Here is a 19,785-nt window from a genome sequence, read left to right on the forward strand (position 1 = left end):
AGGAAGGTTCTGCCCCATGTCAGTTCTCGAAGTCGTACCTTCGTTCCTGAAGGTGCTCTCCGGCATGCAGACCGAAATCGCCGGACAATTCGGCACCGCCACCAATTCGGTCACCGGGATCAGCGGACGCGTCTCGATGACCCACGGTTCGTTCACGTCGAAATTCAACAACGCGTTGCGTGACCTGGAAACCAGCCGCAGCAACACCGGTAAGGGTGTGCAGGGCGTCAGCACCGGGCTGGCCACCAACCTGATCTCGGCTGCGACCGCCTACCTCAATTCCGACCAGGGGCTGGCCGGCGTCATCGACAAGATCTTCGGCTGATCATGTCCGGTCCGCTCGCTTCCGGCCGCGCGGGCCTCGTTGACGATGTCGTCGGCGTGGAGGTCACCATCGACGGGATGCTGGTCATCGCCGATCGGTTGCACCTGGTCGATTTCCCGGTCGCACTTGGCATTCGGCCCAACATCCCCCAAGAGGAGCTGCGGGACGTGGTCTGGGACCAGGTGCGGCGCGACCTCACCGCGCAGGGGGTGCTGGACCACAACGGGCAACCGCACCCGGGGGTGGCGTCGATGGTTGAGACCATCAGTCGCGCCGACCGCACGCTGGAATGCCGTTGGTGGCGCCGCGACAGAGCCGGCGCGGGTGCCGCCGGCGTGATGGTCCGATTTGTGGTGTGCCGCAAGGGTGATACCCACGTGGTCGCGGCCCGCGACGACGACATGCTGGTGTTGCAGTTGGTGGCGCCGCAGGTCGGGTTGGCCGGCATGGTGACGACCGTGCTGGGCTCAGCGGAGCCGGCGCCCGTCGAGCCGCTGACCGGGGTCGCCAGCGAGCTCGCCGAGTGCACGACGGCCGCACACCTGACGCGGCACGGCGTTCCGCCGGCGCAGGCGCGCATCTATAGCGAGATCGTCAGCAACCCGACCAGCTGGGTCGAGATCGTCGCCAGCCAGCGCCATCCCGGGGGGACCACCACCACCACCCCCGCAGCCGCAGGCGTTCTGGACTCCGAGCACGGGCGTCTGGTCTCGCTGCCCCGCCGGGTGGGCGGCGAGCTGTACGGGAGTTTTCTCGCCGGCACCCAACAGAATCTGCAACGCGCGCTGGACGGCCTGCTCGAGCTGCTGCCCGCCGGATCTTGGTTGGACCATGCCGAAGCCTCCGCGTAACGCCCGCGAACTTTCCCGATACCAGTCCAGAAAGGGACGCCACAGTGGACCTGCCCGGTAACGACTACGACAGCGACGACCTCGGGGCGCTGGATTTCTCCGGCGGTGCCGTCGTCGAAGAGTCCTCGCTCGACGTGCTCGGTGACTATGCCCCACCGACCGAAACCGACGGCTCCGGAACCGAACTCGATGCACTGAGCGGGCTGACCGAGCAGGAGGAGGAACCCGAGCTGGCGTTGTTCACCGTCACCAATCCGCAGGGTTCGGTGTCGGTGACGGCGTTGATGGACGGCCGCGTGCAGCAGATCACCGTGACCGATCGGGCATCGAGCATGTCCGAATCGGGGCTTGCCGAAGAAATTTTCGTCATCGCCGACCTGGCCCGGCAGAAGGCGCGGGCCGCCCAACACACCTTCATGGTCGAGAACATGGGCGAGATGACCGGCGGCGACGCGCAACAGAACGCGCTGCTGCACGAATTCGTCGGCATGACACTGAATCTGCCGACGCCGGAAGAGGCGGCCGCCCGGGAAGCAGAGGTGTTCGCCTCCCGCTACGACGTGGACTACACCGCCCGGTACAACGGTGATCAATGACTGATCGCCTGGCCGGTCTGTTCGACAGTGCCGTCGGCATGCTGCCGTTGTCGGAGGCACGGTCACTGGACCTGTTCACCGAGATCACCAATGACGACGAGTCGGCGTGCGACGCGTGGGTGGGCAGGATCCGCTGCGGTGACACCGATCGCGTGACGCTGTTCCGGGCCTGGTACTCGCGCCGCAATTTCGGCCGGCTTTCCGGGGCCGCGCAGATTTCGATGAGCACGCTCAACGCCAGGGTCCCGATCGGGGGTCTGTACGGCGACATCACCTATCCGGTCACCTCACCACTTGCGGTGACGATGGGCTTCGCGGCATCTGAAGCAGCGCAAGGTAATTACGCCGACGCGCTGGAAGCTCTGGACGCCATGGCCCCCGGGGCGGCGGGCGGGTCCGAGCATCTGGTCGCGTGGCTCAAGGCGGTGATCTACGGCGCGGCCGAACGCTGGACGGACGTGATCGACCAGGTGAAGGGCGCCGGCAAGTGGCCGGACAAGTTCCTGACCGGTGCCGCCGGGGTGGCGCACGGTGTGGCGGCGGCGAATCTGGGTTTGTTCACCGAGGCTGAACGCCGGCTGACCGAAGCCAACGACTCACCGGCCGGTGAAGCGTGCGCCCGGGCCATCGCGTGGTTCCTGGCCCTGTCGCGGCGCAGCCAAGGCAACGAGGACGCCGCGGTGGCGCTGCTGGAATGGCTGCAGACCACCCATCCGGATCCGAAAGTCGCAGCGGCACTGAAGGATCCGTCCTACCGGTTGCAGACCACCACAGCCGAGCAGATCTCCTCCCGATCGGATCCGTGGGACCCGGCCAGTGTGGTGACCGACAACTCCGGCCGCGAGGCGCTGCTTGCCGACGCCCAGGCCGAGTTGGACCGTCAGATCGGGCTGACCCGGGTCAAGACGCAGATCGAGCGCTACCGCGCGGCGACCCTGATGGCGCGGGTCCGCGCCGCCAAAGGCATGAAGGTGGCCCAGCCCAGCAAGCACATGATTTTCACCGGTCCGCCTGGCACCGGCAAGACGACGATTGCGCGCGTTGTCGCGAACATGCTTGCCGGGCTCGGGGTGATCTCCGAACCCAAGCTGGTCGAGACCTCACGCAAGGACTTCGTCGCCGAGTACGAGGGTCAGTCGGCCGTCAAGACCACCAAGACCATCGATCAGGCCCTGGGCGGGGTGCTGTTCATCGACGAGGCGTACGCCCTTGTGCAGGAACGGGATGGCCGCACCGACCCGTTCGGGCAGGAGGCGCTGGACACCTTGCTGGCGCGAATGGAGAATGACCGCGACCGGCTGGTGGTGATCATCGCCGGCTACAGCAACGACATCGACCGGCTGCTGGAAACCAACGAGGGCCTGCGGTCGCGCTTCGCCACCCGCATCGAGTTCGATACCTACAGCCCCGACGAACTCCTCGAGATTGCGAAGGTCATTGCCGCCGCCAATGATTCGACGCTCAGCGGGGAAGCGGCCGATGCCTTCCTGGCGGCGGCCAAGGTGCTGCACGATCGGACTTTGCGTGGCCGGCCGGCGCTGGACATCGCCGGAAACGGCCGTTACGCACGGCAACTGGTCGAGGCTGCCGAACAGTGCCGGGACATGCGCCTGGCGCAGGGCCTGGACATCGAAGCTCTGGATGTGGACCGACTGCAGGAGATCAACAACGCGGACATGGCCGAGGCAATCGCCGCGGTGCATGCCCACCTCAACATGAGAGAGTGACACATGGGGCTTCGCCTGACCACCAAGGTTCAGGTCAGCGGGTGGCGCTTCCTGCTCCGCCGCGTCGAGCACGCGATCGTGCGACGCGACACCCGCATGTTCGACGACCCGCTGCAGTTCTACAGCCGTTCGGTGTGGCTCGGCATCGTCATCGCGGTGGTGATCCTGGTGGGCGCGGGGCTGCTGGCGTACTTCAAACCGCAGGGAAAGCTCGGCGGCACCACACTTCTCACCGACCGCGCCACCAACGAGCTCTATGTGATCGTCTCGGGGCAGTTGCACCCGGTCTACAACCTGACCTCGGCGCGGCTGGTGCTGGGCAATCCGGCCAACCCGGCCACCGTGAAGTCCTCCGAACTCACCAAATTGCCACTGGGCCAGACGCTGGGCATCCCCGGGGCGCCGTACGCAACGCCGGTGTCCGGGGACAACAACTCGGTGTGGACGTTGTGCGACACGGTCTCTCGCGCCGACACCGCCACGCCGCTGATCCAGACCTCGGTGATCGCGATGCCGCTGAAGATCGATCCGACGGTGGACCCGGTCGATGCGAACGAGGCGCTGCTGGCGACCTATCAGGGTCAGCAATGGATTGTCACCGAAAAGGGCCGTCACTCAATTGATCTCAACGATCGTGCCCTGACTTCGGCGATGGGCATACCCGTCACCGCCAAGGCTGTGCCGATTTCGGAGGGCATGTTCAACGCACTGCCCAGTCAGGGCACGTGGCAGCTGCCACCGATACCCGGGGCGGGCGAACCCAATACCGTCGGGCTGCCCGATGAACTGGTGATCGGGTCGGTGTTCCAGATCCACGCCGAAAAAGGTCCGCAGTACTACGTGGTGCTGCCGAACGGCATCGCGATGGTCAACGCCACCACCGCGACCGCGCTGCGCGCCACCCAATCGCACGGGCTGGTCGCTCCTCCCGCGGTGGTGCCGAGCGTCGTGGTCCGCATCCCCGAGCAGGTGTACCCCTCACCGTTGCCCGACCAGCAGCTCAAGATTCTGGCCCGCCCCGACGAGCCCACCCTGTGCTGGACCTGGGAACGGGCCGCCGGGGACCAGGCGCCCAAGCAGACCGTCCTCTCCGGGCGGCATCTGCCCATCGCACCGTCGCTGATGAACAGCGGTATCAAGCAGATCCAGGGGGCGGCAACCATTTTCATCGACGGCGGCAAGTTCGTCCGGTTGCAGTCCCCGGATCCGCGCTACGGGGAATCGATGTATTACGTCGACCCCGAGGGGGTGCGTTACGGGGTGCCCAACGCCGATTCGGCCAAGGCGCTCGGTCTGAGCTCACCGAAAACCGCGCCGTGGGAGATCATTCGGCTGCTGGTCGACGGGCCGGTGTTGTCCAAGGACGCCGCAATGCTCGAGCACGAGACGTTGCCGGCTGATCCGACTCCCCGAAAAGTTCCCGGCGGCACCCCTGGAGCGCCCTCATGACGACGAAGAAGTTCACCCCGACCATCACCCGCGGGCCGCGGCTGACCCCCGGTGAGATCAGCCTGACCCCGCCCGACGATCTCGGCATCGAGATTCCGCCGTCGGGTGTGCAGAAGGCACTTCCGTATGTGATGGGCGGCTGCATGGTCGGCATGATCGCGATCATGCTGGCCGGCGGGACCAAGCAGTTGTCGCCGTACATGCTGATGATGCCGTTGATGATGATCATGATGATGGTCGGCGGCATGGCCGGCGGCACCGGCGGTGGCGGCAAAAAAGTGCCGGAAATCAACGCCGACCGCAAGGAGTATCTGCGCTATCTGGCCGGGCTGCGCAGCCGGGTCACCTCCTCGGCCAGTTCGCAGGTGGCGTTCTTCTCTTACCACGCACCACATCCCGAAGATCTGCTGTCGATCGTCGGGTCCCAGCGGCAGTGGTCGCGGCCGGCCAACAGTGACTTCTATGCGGCCACCCGCATCGGGATCGGTGACCAGCCCGCGGTGGACCGGTTGCTGAAGCCGGCGGTCGGCGGCGAGCTGGCCGCATCCACGGCGGCGCCCCAGCCGTACCTGGAGCCGGTCAGCCACATGTGGGTGGTGAAGTTCCTGCGCACCCACGGTCTGATCCACGACTGCCCGAAGCTGCTGCAGCTCCGCACATTTCCGACGATCGCGATCGGTGGTCACCGGCCCGGCGCCGACCGGCTGTTGACCGCGATGCTCTGCCATCTCGCGGTGTTCCACCCGCCGGACCTGTTGCAGATCCGGGTGCTCACCGAGGATCCCGACGACCCGGACTGGTCCTGGCTGAAATGGCTTCCGCACGTCGCGCATCAGACCGAGACCGACGCGGCGGGCCCGGTCCGGATGATCTACACCCGTCCCGACGGGCTGGCCGATCTCGCCGCGCGCGGACCGCACGCCCCCGACACGCTGCCGACCGGTCCCTACGTCGTCGTCGTCGACCTGACCGGCGGCAAGGCGGGATTTCCGCCCGACGGCCGGGCCGGAGTCACGGTGATCACGCTGGGCAACCACCGCGGGTCGGCCTACCGCATCCGGGTCAACGACGACGGCAAGGCCGACGACCGGCTACCCGGCCAGCAGTTTCGGCTGGTGGTCTCGGCCGCGGACGGGATGTCCCCGGCCGAGGCCAGCCGGGTGGCCCGGAAACTGGCCGGCTGGTCGATCACCGGAACCATCCTCGACCGGACGCAACGCGTCCAGAAGAAGGTGGCCAGCGAGTGGCACCAACTGGTGGGCGCCAAGAGTGTCGAGGAGGTGACTCCGAGCCGCTGGCGGATGTACACCGACACCGACCGGGACCGGTTGCGGATTCCCTTCGGCCACGAACTCAAGACCGGCAATGTGATGTACCTCGACATCAAAGAGGGCGCCGAATTCGGTGCCGGACCGCACGGGATGCTGATCGGCACCACCGGCTCGGGCAAATCGGAGTTTCTGCGCACGCTGATCCTGTCGCTGGTCGCGATGACCCATCCCGATCAGGTGAACCTACTGCTCACCGACTTCAAGGGCGGGTCGACTTTCCTTGGTATGGAGAAACTTCCGCACACCGCCGCTGTCGTCACCAACATGGCCGAAGAAGCCGAGCTGGTCAGCCGGATGGGTGAGGTGTTGACCGGCGAGCTGGACCGGCGGCAGAACATCCTGCGTCAGGCCGGCATCCAGGTCGGTGCGGCGGGCGCCCTGTCCGGGGTGGCCGAGTACGAGAAGTACCGCGAGCGGGGTGCCGATCTGGCGCCGCTGCCAACGCTCTTTGTGGTCGTCGACGAGTTCGCCGAACTGCTGCAGAGCCATCCCGACTTCGTCGCGCTGTTCGACCGCATCTGCCGGGTGGGCCGCTCGCTGCGGGTGCACCTGCTGCTGGCCACCCAGTCGCTGCAGACCGGCGGCGCCCGCATCGACAAACTCGAACCGAACCTGACCTATCGAATAGCGTTGCGCACCACCAGTTCTCACGAATCGAAGTCGGTGATCGGTACGCCCGAGGCGCAGTACATCACCAATAAGGAAAGCGGCGTCGGGTTCCTGCGGGTCGGCATGGAGGATCCGGTGAAGTTCAGCACCTTCTACATCGGTAGTCCGTACATCCCGCCGGCCGCCGCCGACACCAACGGGGACAGCGGGCGTGCCGGCGCGCAGGTCGGCAGGCAGTCCATGCGGATCCGCCAGTTCACCGCGGCGCCGGTTGTCGAGGAAGAGGTGGTGAAGTCATGACGAACACCGAGACGCGGGCCCTGCGCGAAGTGATCCTCGACCAACTGGGCACCGGCGAATCCCGGGCGTACAAGATGTGGCTGCCGCCGTTGACCGATCCGACGCCGCTGGACGAACTGATCGCCCGGGACCGGCGACAACCGTTGCGATTCGCCCTGGGGATCATGGACGAGCCGCGCCGGCACCTGCAGGAAACCTGGGGTGTCGACGTGTCCGGTGCCGGCGGCAACATCGGCATCGGCGGCGCACCGCAGACCGGAAAGTCCACCCTGCTCCAGACGTTGGTGATGTCGGCGGCCGCCACCCACTCCCCGCGCGACGTGCAGTTCTACTGCATCGACCTCGGTGGCGGCGGGCTGATCTATCTGGAGAACCTGCCGCACGTGGGCGGCATAGCGAGCCGCTCCGAACCCGACAAGGTCCACCGCGTGGTCGCCGAGATGCAGGCCGTGATGCGGCAACGCGAGCAGATGTTCAAAGAGCACCGGGTCGGCTCGATCGCGATGTACCGGCAGCTACGCGCCGACCCGAATCAGCCCGTCGCGGCCGATCCCTACGGCGACGTGTTCCTGATCATCGACGGGTGGCCCGGCTTCGTCAGTGAGTTCAACGAGCTGGAAGCGCCGGTGCAGGATCTGGCCGCGCAGGGCCTGGCGTTCGGCGTGCACGTCATCATCTCCACGCCACGGTGGACGGAACTGAAGTCACGTGTCCGCGACTACCTGGGCACCAAGATCGAGTTCCGGCTCGGCGACGTCAACGAGACCCAGATCGACCGCATCACCCGGGAGATCCCGGCCAACCGGCCGGGCCGCGCGGTGTCCATGGAGAAACACCACCTGATGATCGGGGTGCCCCGCTTCGACGGGGTGCACAGTCCGGAGAATCTCGTCGACGCGATCACCGCCGGGGTCGAACGCATCGCCGCGCAGACCACCGAGAAGGCGCCCCCGGTCCGGGTGCTGCCCGAACGCATCCACCTCTACGAGCTCGATCCGAACCCGCCCGGGCCGGCTGCGGATTACCGCACCCGCTGGGAGATTCCCATCGGGCTGCGTGAAGCGGACCTCACGCCGGCCTACAGCCACATGCACACCAACCCACACCTGCTGATCTTCGGTGCGGCCAAGTCCGGCAAGACGACCATCGCCCACGCGATCGCGCGCGCCATCTGCGCCCGCAACAGTCCCGACCAGGTGCGGTTCATGCTGGCCGACTACCGCTCCGGCCTGTTGGACGCGGTCCCGCAGAGTCACCTGCTGCAGGCCGGTGCGATCAACCGCAACAGCGCGAGCCTGGACGAGGCGGTTCAGGCGTTGGCGGTGAACCTCAAGCGGCGGTTGCCGCCGACCGATTTGACGACGGCGCAATTGCGTTCGCGTTCGTGGTGGACCGGATTCGACGTCGTATTACTGGTCGACGACTGGCACATGATTGTCGGTGCCGCAAGCGGCATGCCACCAATGGCTCCGCTGGCACCACTATTGCCGGCGGCGGCCGATATCGGGTTGCACATCATTGTCACCTGCCAGATGAGTCAGGCATACAAGGCCACGATGGACAAGTTCGTCGGCGCCGCGTTCGGGTCGGGTGCGCCCACCATGTTCCTCTCCGGGGAGAAACAGGAGTTCCCGTCCAGCGAGTTCAAGGTCAAGCGGCGGCCTCCTGGCCAGGCGTTTCTCGTGTCGCCCGACGGAAAGGAGGTCATCCAGGCGCCCTACATCGAACCGCCCGACGAGCTCTGAGAATAAGTGTGCGGAGCACCCCTCGACCCCGGTTAGGATTATTGCAACGCACGAAGAAAGCCTCCGAGGAGAACGAGAAATCGGGCCTACGGAATTCCGGCGGTGACGACGAAGTTTGGGTCCGGAACGCAAATATTCGCGGGCCCGTCCAACCAAAATAGAAAATTATTTCCAGCAATTGGCCGAATCGGGAACAGAGGGGAGTTGACCACATGTTCTGGCACGCAATGCCACCGGAGTTGAATACCGCTCGGCTGATGGCCGGCGCCGGTCCCGCCCCGATGTTGGCAGCGGCCCTCGGGTGGGAGACGCTGGCAGCCGCGCTGGACGCCCAGGCCGCGGAATTGACCGCCCGGTTGAACTCACTCGGCGAGGCCTGGACGGGCGGCAGCAGCGACAAGGCGATCGCGTCGGCCCTCCCGATGGTGACCTGGTTGCAGACCGCCTCGACCCAGGCCAAGACGCGCGGGATGCAGGCCACAGCACAGGCCGCGGCCTACACCCAGGCGATGGCGACCACACCGTCGCTGCCCGAGATCGCGATGAATCACATCACCACCGCGGTCCTGACTGCGACCAACTTCTTCGGCATCAACACCGTCCCGATCGCGTTCAACGAGATCGACTACTTCGTCCGGATGTGGACCCAGGCGGCGGTGGCGATGGACATCTACCAGGCCGAAACGCTCGCCAACACCATGTTCGACAAGATCGAGCCGATGACGGCCATCCTCGACCCGGGGGTGAGCCAAGGTGCCATGGCGACGAACCCACTGCTGGGGATGCCCGCCCAACTCGGCAGCGTGACGCCGGGCCAGTTGTCCGCGACGGCCGGCCAGGTCGCGGAGTTGAGCGGCCCGATGCAACAACTCGCCCAGCCCGCTCAGCAGATGACCTCGATGTTCAGTCAACTGGGCAGCAGCTCAGGCACCGGTACGGGTCTGGGTGACGAGGAAGCGCAGATGGGTCTGCTCGGTGCCAGCCCACTGTCGAACCACCCCCTCGCCGGCGGCTCGGGCGCCAGCGTTGGCTCGGGATTGCTACGCGGGGAAGCACTCCCGGGCGCGGGTGGGACATTGACCCGCACGCCGCTGATGACCGGGTTGATCGACAAGCCCGTGGGTCCGGCGATGATGCCGGCGGCCGCTGCCGGCGAAACCGCGACCGGAGGTTCGGCGCCGGTGGGTGCCGGCGCGATGGGCCAGGGTGCCGGCTCCGGCGGCGGCACCAGGACCGCGCTGGCGGTCCCGGCCGCGGCGAGCGACGAACACGACGAACCAGAAGAACAGCTGTGGGATGACGACGACGAATGGTGATCGCACCACAGCCACCAGGAACTTCCCGGTCAACCGGGCCGGAAGACTTGCCAACCACGGCGAGGATTGGAAAGAGAGAAAGTAGTCCAGCATGGCAGAGATGAAGACTGATGCCGCTGCCCTCGCGCAAGAGGCAGGTAACTTCGAACGGATCTCCGGTGATCTGAAGACTCAGATCGACCAGGTCGAATCCACCGCAGCGTCGCTGCAGGGTCAGTGGCAGGGTGCCGCCGGCCAGGCCGCCCAGGCCGCCGTCGTGCGCTTCCAGGAAGCCGCCAACAAGCAGAAGGCCGAACTCGACGAGATTTCGACGAACATCCGTCAGGCCGGCGTCCAGTACTCCCGGGCCGACGAAGAGCAGCAGCAGGCGCTGTCCTCGCAAATGGGCTTCTGAGCCGATCCCCCCACATACCACCAGAAACGGAGCAAACGACATGACAGAACAGCAGTGGAATTTCGCGGGCATCGAGGCCGCGGCCAGCACCATCCAGGGAAACGTTTCCAGCATCCACTCCCTGCTCGACGAGGGAAAGCAGTCGCTGACCAAGCTCGCGGCGACCTGGGGCGGCAGCGGTTCGGAGGCCTACCAGGGCGTTCAGCAGAAGTGGGACAGCACCGCGCAGGAGCTGAACAACTCGCTGCAGAACCTGGCCCGGACCATCAGCGAGGCCGGTCAGGCCATGCAGTCCACCGAGGGCAACGTGACCGGGATGTTCGCCTGACAAAGGGCGCTCTGCGCGTAGAATCTGCAAGCACGAGATCGGGCGAGCTGACCCCTTCGGGGGGATCTCGCCCCTTCTCGTGCTTCTTTCATGTGACGAACTTCTGAGAGGTTCTGATGCCGGCCGACTACGACAAACTCTTTCGGCCCGCGCCAGAATCCGATTCCCCCCCGGACGAGACCAGGCAAACATTTTTCGATCCGAATTCGTTGTCCACACCCGGCCGTTCAGCAACCGGCAATGGCGACGCCGGAAATACCCCGCCCGTCGACTGGTCGCAGCCCACCGGTCCGGCCCCCGGCGCACCGCCGCCCCGCATGCCGATCGGGGCACCTCCGCCAGAACCACCTGAACCCCCACCGCCACCGCCCGCGATGCCGGCCGCGCCGCCACCGGCGTCGGCCGCACCGGCCGCACGGCCCACGTCACCGTTGCCGCCCATGCCGATCGGCGGACCGCCGCCGCCACCGCCCCCCGAGCTCCCGACGTACTCGGCCAAACCGCCCCCGGTGGTGCCCGAACGCATCGCAGCACCCGAACCGCCGCCGGCCGCGCCACCGCAAGAGGCCGCTCCGGTCGAGCGGCCGCCGGCACCTCACCCGCCCATGCCGATCGGCGGGCCGCCGCGCGCGCCGGAACCGCCGCAGCCCGAGCCGGAGCCGGAGCCGGAGCCACCGCCGCCCCCGGTTCGCGTCGCCGGCCCCCCTCCCCCGCCGCCCGGCCCGGCACGGGTCCCGCCCGACCGGCCCGACGCAGGTTCGAATCCTCGGGTGCGGCTCGGCACCCACCAGCGCCCCCCGCAGCCACCGAGCCCACCGGCGCCCGAGCAGCCGCCGACACGTCGCAGACACCGGTACCTGCCTGACCCGGAGTCCGGCGAGCCCGACCCGGCGGGCGCCACCTACTTCCGGGTTCCGATGCCCGAGGCTCGGCCGGCCGCGTCACCCGGACAGCCCGGCCAGACGGGTGACCGCCCCGGCAAGCGGCGAGCGCCATCAGGGCCGTTGCCGGCGCAGCCGCCGCCCGCGCCGGCCGACCCGCCACCGGCAGCGTCGCAGCGGGCACCCGCGCCCCCACCCGCTACCCCGCAGCAACCTCCACCTTCAACGCCGCCCCGAGCGCCGTCACCGGCCGCCGCTAAGCCGATTCCGCAACGGGGCTGGCGGGGGCTGGTCTACAGGTCGACGCGGATCAATCTCGGCCTGTCCCGTGACGAGCAGTATGAATTGGACCTGCGCACCCGAGTTGCGCGCAAGCCGCGCGGGTCGTATCAGATCGGGATGCTGGGTCTCAAGGGCGGCGTCGGCAAGACGACGACGACGGTCACGTTGGGCACCATGCTGGCGCAGGTGCGCGGCGACCGGATCCTGGTCCTCGACGCCGACCCCGGCTGCGGCAATCTGGCCGAGCGGGCGGGCCGCACCTCGTCGTCGTCCATCGTGGACCTGGTGGCCGACAAGAACCTGTCGCACTACAACGACATCCGCGCGCACACCAGCGTGAACGCGGACAACCTGGAGATCCTGCCGACCGCCGAGTACACCACCGCGGCACGCGGACTCAGCGGCGACGACCTGCGCGCGGCAGTGGATACGGTGTCGAAGTTCTACAACCTGGTGCTGGCCGACTGTGGGCCGGGCCTGTTCGATCCGGTGACGCGGGGTGTGCTGGAGACGGCGTCGGCGATCGTGATCGTCACCAACGTGTCGCTGGACAGCGCCCGCCAGGCCGAGAGCGCACTGGAATGGCTGCACCGCAACGGTTATCAGGACCTGCTCGGTCGCGCCGTCGTCGTGATCAATCATGTCGCGGTCGGCGAAACCAACATCGCGGAGAAGCAATTGGTGCGACAGTTTCAACAGCTGGTTCGACCCGACCGGGTGGTGCTGCTGCCATGGGACAGGCACATCGCCACCGGGACCGAGATACGACTCGATCAGCTCGGCCCGGTCTACCGGCGCCGGGTGCTCGAGCTGGCCGCGGCATTGTCCGACGATTTTGAAAGGGCGGGACGTCGTTGAGCGCACCTGCTGTTGCTGCCGGCTCGACCGCGGCGGGCACCGCCCCCGCCCGACCCGCGACCACACGCGTCACGGTGCTGACCGGCAGACGGATGACCGACCTGGTGTTGCCGGCGGCGACACCGATGTCCACTTACATCGACGAGACCGTCGCGGTGCTCGCCGAACTCCTCGAGGACACCCCGGCCGACATTCTGGGCGGGTTCGACTTCTCCGCGCAGGGCGTGTGGACGTTCGCCCGCCCCGGCTCGCCGCCGTTGAAGCTCGATCAGTCCCTCGACGAGGCGGGCGTCGTCGACGGGTCGCTGCTGACCCTGGTCTCGGCGAGCCGGACTGAGCGGTATCGACCGCTGGTCGAAGACGTCATCGACGCGATCGCGGTGTTGGACGAGACACCCGAATTCGACCGGACGGCGCTCGACCGTTTCGTGGCCGTCGCAATCCCGATTCTGGCCGTCCCGGTCACCGCGGTCGCGTTACGGGCGTGGTGGCTGACCGGGCGGAGCTGGTACTGGGCGCTGGCGATCGGCCTGGTGGGGATCGCCGTGCTGGCCGCCTCGTTCGTGGCGAACCGCCTCTACCAGAAGGCCCAGCTTTCCGAATGCCTGCTGATCGCGGCGGTACCGCTGATCGCGGCCGCTGCGGCCATCGCCGTTCCGTTGCCGCGCGGGGTGAGCTCGCTGGGGGCACCCCAGCTCGCCGCCGCCGCCACTGCGGTGCTGTTCCTGACCTTGCTGACGCGCGGCGGGCCGCGCCGGCGACATGAACTGGCGTCGTTCGCCGTCATCACCATGATCGCGGTGATCGGCGCGGCGATCGCCTACGGCTACGACTATCAGCGCTGGGTCCCGGCCGGCGCCATCGCATTCGGCCTGTTCGTGGTGACCACCGCGGCCAAACTGACCGTCGCCGTCGCCCGCATCGCCCTGCCGCCGATCCCGGTGCCCGGCGAAACGGTGGACAACGAGGAGCTGCTCGACCCGGTCACGGCCGACGAGGCCACCAACGACGAGACCCCCACCTGGCAGGCGATCATCGCCTCGGTGCCGGCGTCGGCGGCTCGGCTGACCGAACGCAGCAAGCTGGCCAAGCAACTGCTGATCGGCTACGTCACGGCGGGCACGCTGATCCTGGCCACCGGCGCCGTCGCGGTGGTGACGCGCGGACACTTCTTCATCCACACACTGGTGATCGCGTCGCTGCTGACCGTCCTCTGCGGGTTCCGGTCGCGGCTCTACGTGGATCGCTGGTGCGCGTGGGCCCTGCTCGCGGCGTCGGTCGGCATCCCGACGGGTCTGACGGTCAAACTCGTGCTCTGGTACCCGCAGTGGGCGTGGCTGATCCTGACCGGCTACCTCGCGGTTGCCCTCATCTCGCTGGTGATCATCGGCGCGATGGCCCCGGTCCGGCGCATTTCGCCGGTGGCCAAACGGATTTCGGAACTGGTCGACGGGGCGGTGGTGGCGTCGGTCATCCCGCTGTTGCTGTGGGTGACGGGCGTCTACGACATGGTCCGCAACCTGCGGTTCTGATCGCTAGATCGGCGCGACGACCGAGCCTTCAGCGGGTTTCGGGCCGGATGCGCCGGAGGCGGCCACCGGAGCGCTGACCAACGTCGCCTGGCCCGCGGCGGCTCCGTCGGTCGGCTGACCGTCGGCCTGGTCCTGGTCGTCCTTGTTGTCCTCATCCGGCTTGGTGTCACTGGCAAGCTGTGCCCCGCCGCCGCCCTGCGACGCCTGCGAGGCGGCCTGCTGCACGCTCTGGCCGACCTGTTGACCCATCGGCGCCATCTGCTGCGCCAGCGGAGCCAGTTGCACCAGCTGCGGAACCGTTGCGGCGATTTGCGGCGACAGCGCCGCCGCCTGCGCGCTGACCTGCGCCGCAGCACCTGCGGCCGCACCCCCCAGCACCTCCTGCGCAGCGGCCACCGGCCCGCCCAGCATGGCCGCACCCAGCCCCGCCGACTGACCGGTCATGGCGCCCATCACGTTGGCACCCGGCGCTTCGCCCCCGACTCCGAACTGCGTCAACGCCTGACCCAGAGACTGATCAGCCTTGGTGTAGACATCAGCCGCGGTACCCATGCTGGTCGCGGTGCGTTTCAGCGCCGCGGTGACACCGGGCAGGCCGTCGGTGACCAGCGACTCGATTCCCGGCATGGTCTGGTTGATCGCTGCCGACACCGCATCCGATCCGGGCACCGTCACCGGCGCCGGGGGCGTCGGGAAGACGAGTTCGGTGAGCTTGCTTGCGGCGGCGATCAAGCGAGCGGGATCCACGGTCAGCGGTTCGGCCATCGCAGCATCCCTTCTCTGAGTGGGGTCTTACCGTTCACAATTTTACCGGCCTTCACCGGGCCCTCTCTGCAGCAATTCCCGACCGTCCCGGCATCGGCGGGCCGGCGGATCGGACTAGCGCCCGCCCTGGGCGTGCGCCAGCGCGCTGTCGAGCAGACCGCTGACATACCGCCAGTACAGGAAGTCGACGACGGCCGGGCGTTGCGTTTCCGGGTCGGCTGCGTGGTAGGCGGCGTGCAGCGCGATGTCCTGACAGTGCGCGGCGTAGGTGTGGAACCGGCGCAGGTGCGCGACCTCGCGGCCGATCGCCGTGCTGGTCATCGGCTTCATCAGGTCGAACCACAGCATGTGCCGCTCGTCGTCGGGCGCGTTCGCGTCGGCCGGCGGGGGCGGCAGCAGGTCCAGCAGGTGCAGGTCGTCGGTCTCCTGCAGTTGAGCGGCCGCTGCCGGGTCGACCACCTCGAGGCGGAGCCGGCCGACCATCTTCCCGCTGTCCGGAATGTCGTCGTCCTCCAGGATGATCTTGGCGACACCCGCATCCGAGTTGGCCAGCTGTTCGGCGGTTCCGATCACCGCCCGCAGCTGCAGGTCGTGGTAGGCCGCCCAACCCTGTACCGCGAGCACCGGATACGTTGCGGTGCGGGCCTTTTCGTCGATCGGAACGTTACGGTCGGCGCTGGCCATGTGCACCTTGGCGGGCAGCTGGACGCCGTCGGGGAGGTAGGCCAGCCCGTAGCTGTTGGCCACCACGATCTCGCCGTCGGTGGTGACGGCGGTGACCCAGAAGAAGCCGTAGTCGTCATCGCCGCCGCTGTCCCGCGCGTTGAGCGCCGCCGCGACCCGCCGGGCCAGTCGCAGCGGATCCTTCTTGGCACCCCCCGCGCCGGATGCTGCGGCCATCGCGTCGCGCGCGGCCCGCGCGGCCGAGACCGGAACCGACGGCAGTGCCGTCACGTCAACCGCCGGTTCCTTGCGGTCCTTCTCGTCATCCTTGCGGTCCGGTGGTGCCGGACGTGTGGGTGCTGCGTGTCGCGCGGCGGCAGCGCGGGTGGTCGCACCGGCCGGTGCCTTGCCCGCCCCGCCCAGCGGGGCGCGGCCGCCCGCGGCACGCGATCCGGCACCGGATGCGGCTGGCGCACCGGCGGTTTGGCCCGCGCCTGCGGACGACGACGAACCGGCTGCTGCTGCGGAGCCGCGCGTGGCTGCCGGAATGCCGCCGGCCGCGGCGGGAGTCATCGCCGGCGACGCGTCGTCACCGCGGTGCGACGGTCCGGCCTGCTGGCCGGTGTGTCCGGGTGACACGTCGGTCGCGGCGGCGGGCTTCACGTGCGCCGGTTCGGTGCTGGGCGTGGTCGGCGTGGCAGGCGTGCTCGGGTCGACCGGCAGCGACGGCTGGTTCGGCGTGGGGCCGACCGGGGTCGGCGACGGGCTCGGCGCGGGGTGGACCGGGGTCGGGTTGACCGGGGTCGGCGCCGGGCCGGGCGCCGGAGTCGGGTGGACCGGTTTGGCGGGTGCCACCGGCGTCACCGGGGTGACCGGCTGCTCCGGATACGGCTTGACCGGCGTGACCGGGGTGACCGGCTGGTTCGGATTGACCGGGATCACCGGCGGCACCGGAGTCACCGGCGTGACCGGGTCGGCGGGGGTCACCGGAGTCACCGGAACGCCCGGCCCGACCGGGTCATACGGGTTGGCCGGGGTCGGCTCGAACGGCGTCGGCGTGATCGGGGTGACCGGGACACCGGGGCCGATGGGCTCATAGGGGTTGGCCGGCGTCGGCTCGAACGGCGTCGGGGCCGGCCCCACCGGTACGGGCACGTCTGGCGTCGGCGCGACCAGCGTCGGCACCTCCGGGGCGGGGGGCGTCACCTGGTGCAGCAGTTCTTCCAGCGCGTTGTGCGGCGGCTTCCAGTTCTTCGACGCCAGCACCTGTTCGGCGGTCTCGGCGACCAGGCTGGTGTTGGCCTGGTGAGTCGCCCGAACCAGCGCATTGATCGCGTTCTGCCGCTGCTCGGGTTCCAACTCGGTGTCATTTTCCAGCACAATGATTTCACGCTGAGCGCTGTCCACATTGTTGCCGATTTCCGACTTGGTTTGCTCGATCAGATTGGCGATATGACGGTGCCAGGTAATGACCGTCACGAGATAGTCCTGCAGCGTGCCCATTTCGTCGATATTCGCACCGAGCGCGCCATTGGCGGCGTTGGCCGCACCGCCCGACCAGACGCCGCCGTCGAACACCTCGAGCCGCTGCTGCCGGGTGGCGTCGATCACATCGGTGACGTTGCGCAGGACGCTGTTGTACTGCTGGGCGCGCTCGTAGAACGTGTCCTCGTCGGACTCGGGCCAACCGCCCGGCTCCAGCATCTGACCGGTGTATTCGCCGGTCGGCCGCGGAATGCCCATCGCCTACTCTCCTCCCCGCAACTGCCGGGTTGCAGCAGGACGGCGGGCCCGGATCGTGGCGCGGCATCGCCGGACCGGCAGGCAGCCGCGGCAGCCCGCAGGCCAGGTGAACCGCTCACTGCTACCGGATGTCATGGTTACCAAGCCTAACCGAGGTGAATGCCTGCTACATGCAGCAATTTGATGATCGGGACGGTGCCGGAACGCACCGCTGCAGCGAAATTCACACTGCAAAAAGAAACGACGAGCCGACGCAAAAAATAACGACTCAGAGCCATTTACGAGAAGCCGCGCCGGGCTTAGCCGGCACCTGCTGCTTTCCCCATCGCTGCCAGTGCGGCGGTGAGTTGCTCCCCGGCGGCGTCGTTGTATTTGCTCGCCGCGGCTTGCGCGTTCTGCAGCGCTTCGTTCACCCTGGCGCCGACGGCCTCGGCGCCCAGTTCCTTGATCAACCCGTCGTTGATGCGCACCCCGGTGAGCCACTGGTGTCCGTTGATGGTCACCTCGACGCTCTCGGCTTCGTCGGTGCCGCGGAACGCTCCGCGGTTCATCTGGTTCAGCGTGCCCTCGAGGGCCTGCTGAAACCGCGCCGCCAAGGCCAACGCCGCCGCGACGTGCGGTTCCATCTCCATGTCGGTCACTTCGACTCCTTCATGTCTTGCCGGCGGCGTTGGCCGATGACGGCCTCGGTCCACTCCCTGTCCTCGGTGTAGAGCGCTTCGTCATCCTGTTGTGCGCCCTTGGATTTCGATCCACCCCCGCCTTGGCCGTGACCGCCCATCGGCATGCCCATGCCGCCACCGCCCATGCCGCCGCCGCGGCCCGCACCGGCCTGACCGATGCCGCCGAAGTCACCGGCCCCGGCGGGCCGCATGGATTCGCCGGGAATGCCGGTGCCGGCGCCGGTCGAGGGCGCCAGCGGCATCGACGGCATACCGCCGCCACCACCGCCGCCCAGCGACATCGGCTTGACGCCAGGGTCTTTGGACAGGCTCGCCGCCGCGTCACGACCCGCCGCGCCCAGCTCTGCGCCCACTCCGGACGGCATCCCGCCGCCACCCGCGCCTGCGCCGGTGGGCGGCATCATCGGGGGCTGCATCCCGGGGGATCCTGAGCCCCCGCCCGCCATGCTCGCCACCTGCATCACCTGGTTCGGGATCAAACCGGGGGTCTGCGCCGGGGGTGGCGGGTCGATCTTGATGGCCGCCGGCGGCTTCGGTGGGTTGACCGGCTCCAGTTGAGCCTTGGAGTTGTACTCGTTGAGCACCTGCTCGGACTTGGACTGGTACTCCGCGTAGAGCTTGATGGCCTGGTCCTTGTAGGCGGGATCTTTGGACAGCTCTTCGAGTTTGGTGATGTCGGCCAGCGTCGGGTGGGAGCGCCGGGCCCACACCTGCAGCTGCGCGATGTACTGGGCCTGCTTGGCCAGCGAGAGGGCCAGCTTGGCCATGTGGGTGATCCATTCCCGCTGCTGATCCAGCGACGCCTCACACGCGGTGGCCGCGTCACCAGTCCAGTTCTCGAAAATGCGGAACCGCTTGACGTCACCCTGCAGTGCGAAGCTGAGTTGATTCCAGCCGTCGGCGAACCCGGCCAGCGACGCGCCCTGGTCGCCCGATTCGAGTTTGGTTGCCGCGGCTTTCAGATCGGTGAAGCCGTCGTCACCTGCGGCCGCCACCTGTTCGGTGTCGTGCAACCCGGCGGAGCCGTCGCCGCCGACGCCGCCGGCCGATTCACCGGCCACCTCGCCACCGTCGCTGTTCAGCGCCTCCGCACCCTCCTCGTCGACCTCGCCGTAGGCCTTGGCGGCATTGCGCAGCGAGGTCGCCAGCCGGGTGCGTTCCCGGGCCCCGGCGGTCAGGAAGTCCCGCATGTTCTGGGCGGACAACGTGAGCTGCTCGGCCGCGTTCCGCGCCGCCGTCAGACCACACGGCGTCTGGGCAACATCGTTGGGTGGCGTCGCCATGGGCGCTTCCACCTCGTCTGCCCGCGACAGAATCTCCTGCTGATCCACCGTCACGGTCTGCGGCTGAGTCATATCGGATCGTCCTCCTTATGCTCTAACCATTATCGTGGCTGGCGACAGGCCC

General features: G+C 68.0%; 16 protein-coding genes. 12 read left to right on the forward strand and 4 right to left on the reverse strand.

Annotated features, from left to right (window positions below; all coding sequences use genetic code 11):
- Window positions 1–16 precede the first annotated feature (16 nt).
- The 12 genes from AC5Y6Y_RS18175 (at window position 17) to eccD (ending at window position 14,524) form a co-directional block, all read left to right on the forward strand.
- Window positions 17–325 (forward strand): ESX-1 secretion-associated protein, encoded by a 309-nt coding sequence (locus AC5Y6Y_RS18175; protein WP_463826236.1) that lies wholly within the window; start codon window positions 17–19, stop codon window positions 323–325.
- 2 nt (window positions 326–327) lie between these two features.
- Window positions 328–1,176 (forward strand): ESX secretion-associated protein EspG, encoded by an 849-nt coding sequence (locus AC5Y6Y_RS18180; protein ID WP_463826237.1) that lies wholly within the window; start codon window positions 328–330, stop codon window positions 1,174–1,176.
- A gap of 44 nt (window positions 1,177–1,220) precedes the next feature.
- Complete coding sequence (locus AC5Y6Y_RS18185; protein ID WP_463826238.1) at window positions 1,221–1,772, forward strand: DUF2694 domain-containing protein; 552 nt, start codon at window positions 1,221–1,223, stop codon at window positions 1,770–1,772.
- A complete protein-coding gene (gene eccA, locus AC5Y6Y_RS18190; protein WP_463826239.1) occupies window positions 1,769–3,499 on the forward strand; it encodes a type VII secretion AAA-ATPase EccA in 1,731 nt (576 codons plus the stop codon). Before AC5Y6Y_RS18185 ends, eccA begins: the two co-directional genes overlap by 4 nt.
- 3 nt (window positions 3,500–3,502) lie before the next feature.
- On the forward strand, window positions 3,503–4,948 hold the full coding sequence (eccB, locus tag AC5Y6Y_RS18195) for a type VII secretion protein EccB (protein ID WP_473138671.1): 1,446 nt from the start codon (window positions 3,503–3,505) through the stop codon (window positions 4,946–4,948).
- Window positions 4,945–7,188: a type VII secretion protein EccCa gene (eccCa, locus tag AC5Y6Y_RS18200; protein ID WP_473138672.1), complete on the forward strand. Its 2,244-nt coding sequence runs from the start codon at window positions 4,945–4,947 to the stop codon at window positions 7,186–7,188. Before eccB ends, eccCa begins: the two co-directional genes overlap by 4 nt.
- Entirely contained in the window at window positions 7,185–8,933 is a 1,749-nt protein-coding gene (eccCb, locus tag AC5Y6Y_RS18205; protein WP_473138673.1) for a type VII secretion protein EccCb, read from the forward strand. Before eccCa ends, eccCb begins: the two co-directional genes overlap by 4 nt.
- A 212-nt stretch (window positions 8,934–9,145) precedes the next feature.
- Entirely contained in the window at window positions 9,146–10,249 is a 1,104-nt protein-coding gene (locus AC5Y6Y_RS18210; RefSeq protein ID WP_463826243.1) for a PPE family protein, read from the forward strand.
- 91 nt (window positions 10,250–10,340) lie between these two features.
- Entirely contained in the window at window positions 10,341–10,643 is a 303-nt protein-coding gene (esxB, locus tag AC5Y6Y_RS18215) for a type VII secretion system ESX-1 WXG100 family target CFP-10 (RefSeq protein ID WP_065144405.1), read from the forward strand.
- Window positions 10,644–10,683: 40 nt separating this feature from the next.
- Window positions 10,684–10,971 carry a WXG100 family type VII secretion target gene (locus AC5Y6Y_RS18220; protein WP_463826244.1) on the forward strand — a complete coding sequence of 96 codons (288 nt, stop codon included), beginning with the start codon at window positions 10,684–10,686 and terminating at the stop codon, window positions 10,969–10,971.
- 116 nt (window positions 10,972–11,087) lie between these two features.
- Complete coding sequence (locus AC5Y6Y_RS18225; RefSeq protein ID WP_473138674.1) at window positions 11,088–12,992, forward strand: MinD/ParA family ATP-binding protein; 1,905 nt, start codon at window positions 11,088–11,090, stop codon at window positions 12,990–12,992.
- Window positions 12,989–14,524, forward strand: coding sequence for a type VII secretion integral membrane protein EccD (gene eccD, locus AC5Y6Y_RS18230; protein ID WP_473138675.1), 1,536 nt, complete (start codon window positions 12,989–12,991; stop codon window positions 14,522–14,524). Before AC5Y6Y_RS18225 ends, eccD begins: the two co-directional genes overlap by 4 nt.
- Window positions 14,525–14,527: 3 nt before the next feature.
- Here eccD and AC5Y6Y_RS18235 read toward each other — a convergent pair whose 3' ends face one another.
- The 4 genes from AC5Y6Y_RS18235 to espB all read right to left on the reverse strand — a co-directional run bounded on the left by AC5Y6Y_RS18235 (window position 14,528) and on the right by espB (window position 19,733).
- Complete coding sequence (locus AC5Y6Y_RS18235; protein ID WP_473138676.1) at window positions 14,528–15,289, reverse strand: hypothetical protein; 762 nt, start codon at window positions 15,287–15,289, stop codon at window positions 14,528–14,530.
- A 114-nt stretch (window positions 15,290–15,403) separates the two neighbouring features.
- The gene (locus tag AC5Y6Y_RS18240; RefSeq protein WP_473138677.1) at window positions 15,404–17,695 is read right to left on the reverse strand and encodes an EspK C-terminal domain-containing protein; all 2,292 of its coding nucleotides are present in this window, start codon (window positions 17,693–17,695) and stop codon (window positions 15,404–15,406) included.
- 299 nt (window positions 17,696–17,994) lie between these two features.
- Window positions 17,995–18,327 carry a YbaB/EbfC family nucleoid-associated protein gene (locus AC5Y6Y_RS18245; protein WP_463826428.1) on the reverse strand — a complete coding sequence of 111 codons (333 nt, stop codon included), beginning with the start codon at window positions 18,325–18,327 and terminating at the stop codon, window positions 17,995–17,997.
- 5 nt (window positions 18,328–18,332) lie between these two features.
- Entirely contained in the window at window positions 18,333–19,733 is a 1,401-nt protein-coding gene (espB, locus tag AC5Y6Y_RS18250) for an EspB family ESX-1 secretion system-associated protein (RefSeq protein ID WP_463826249.1), read from the reverse strand.
- Window positions 19,734–19,785: the final 52 nt, after the last annotated feature.

Source organism: Mycobacterium sp. NGS24, assembly GCF_059813065.1.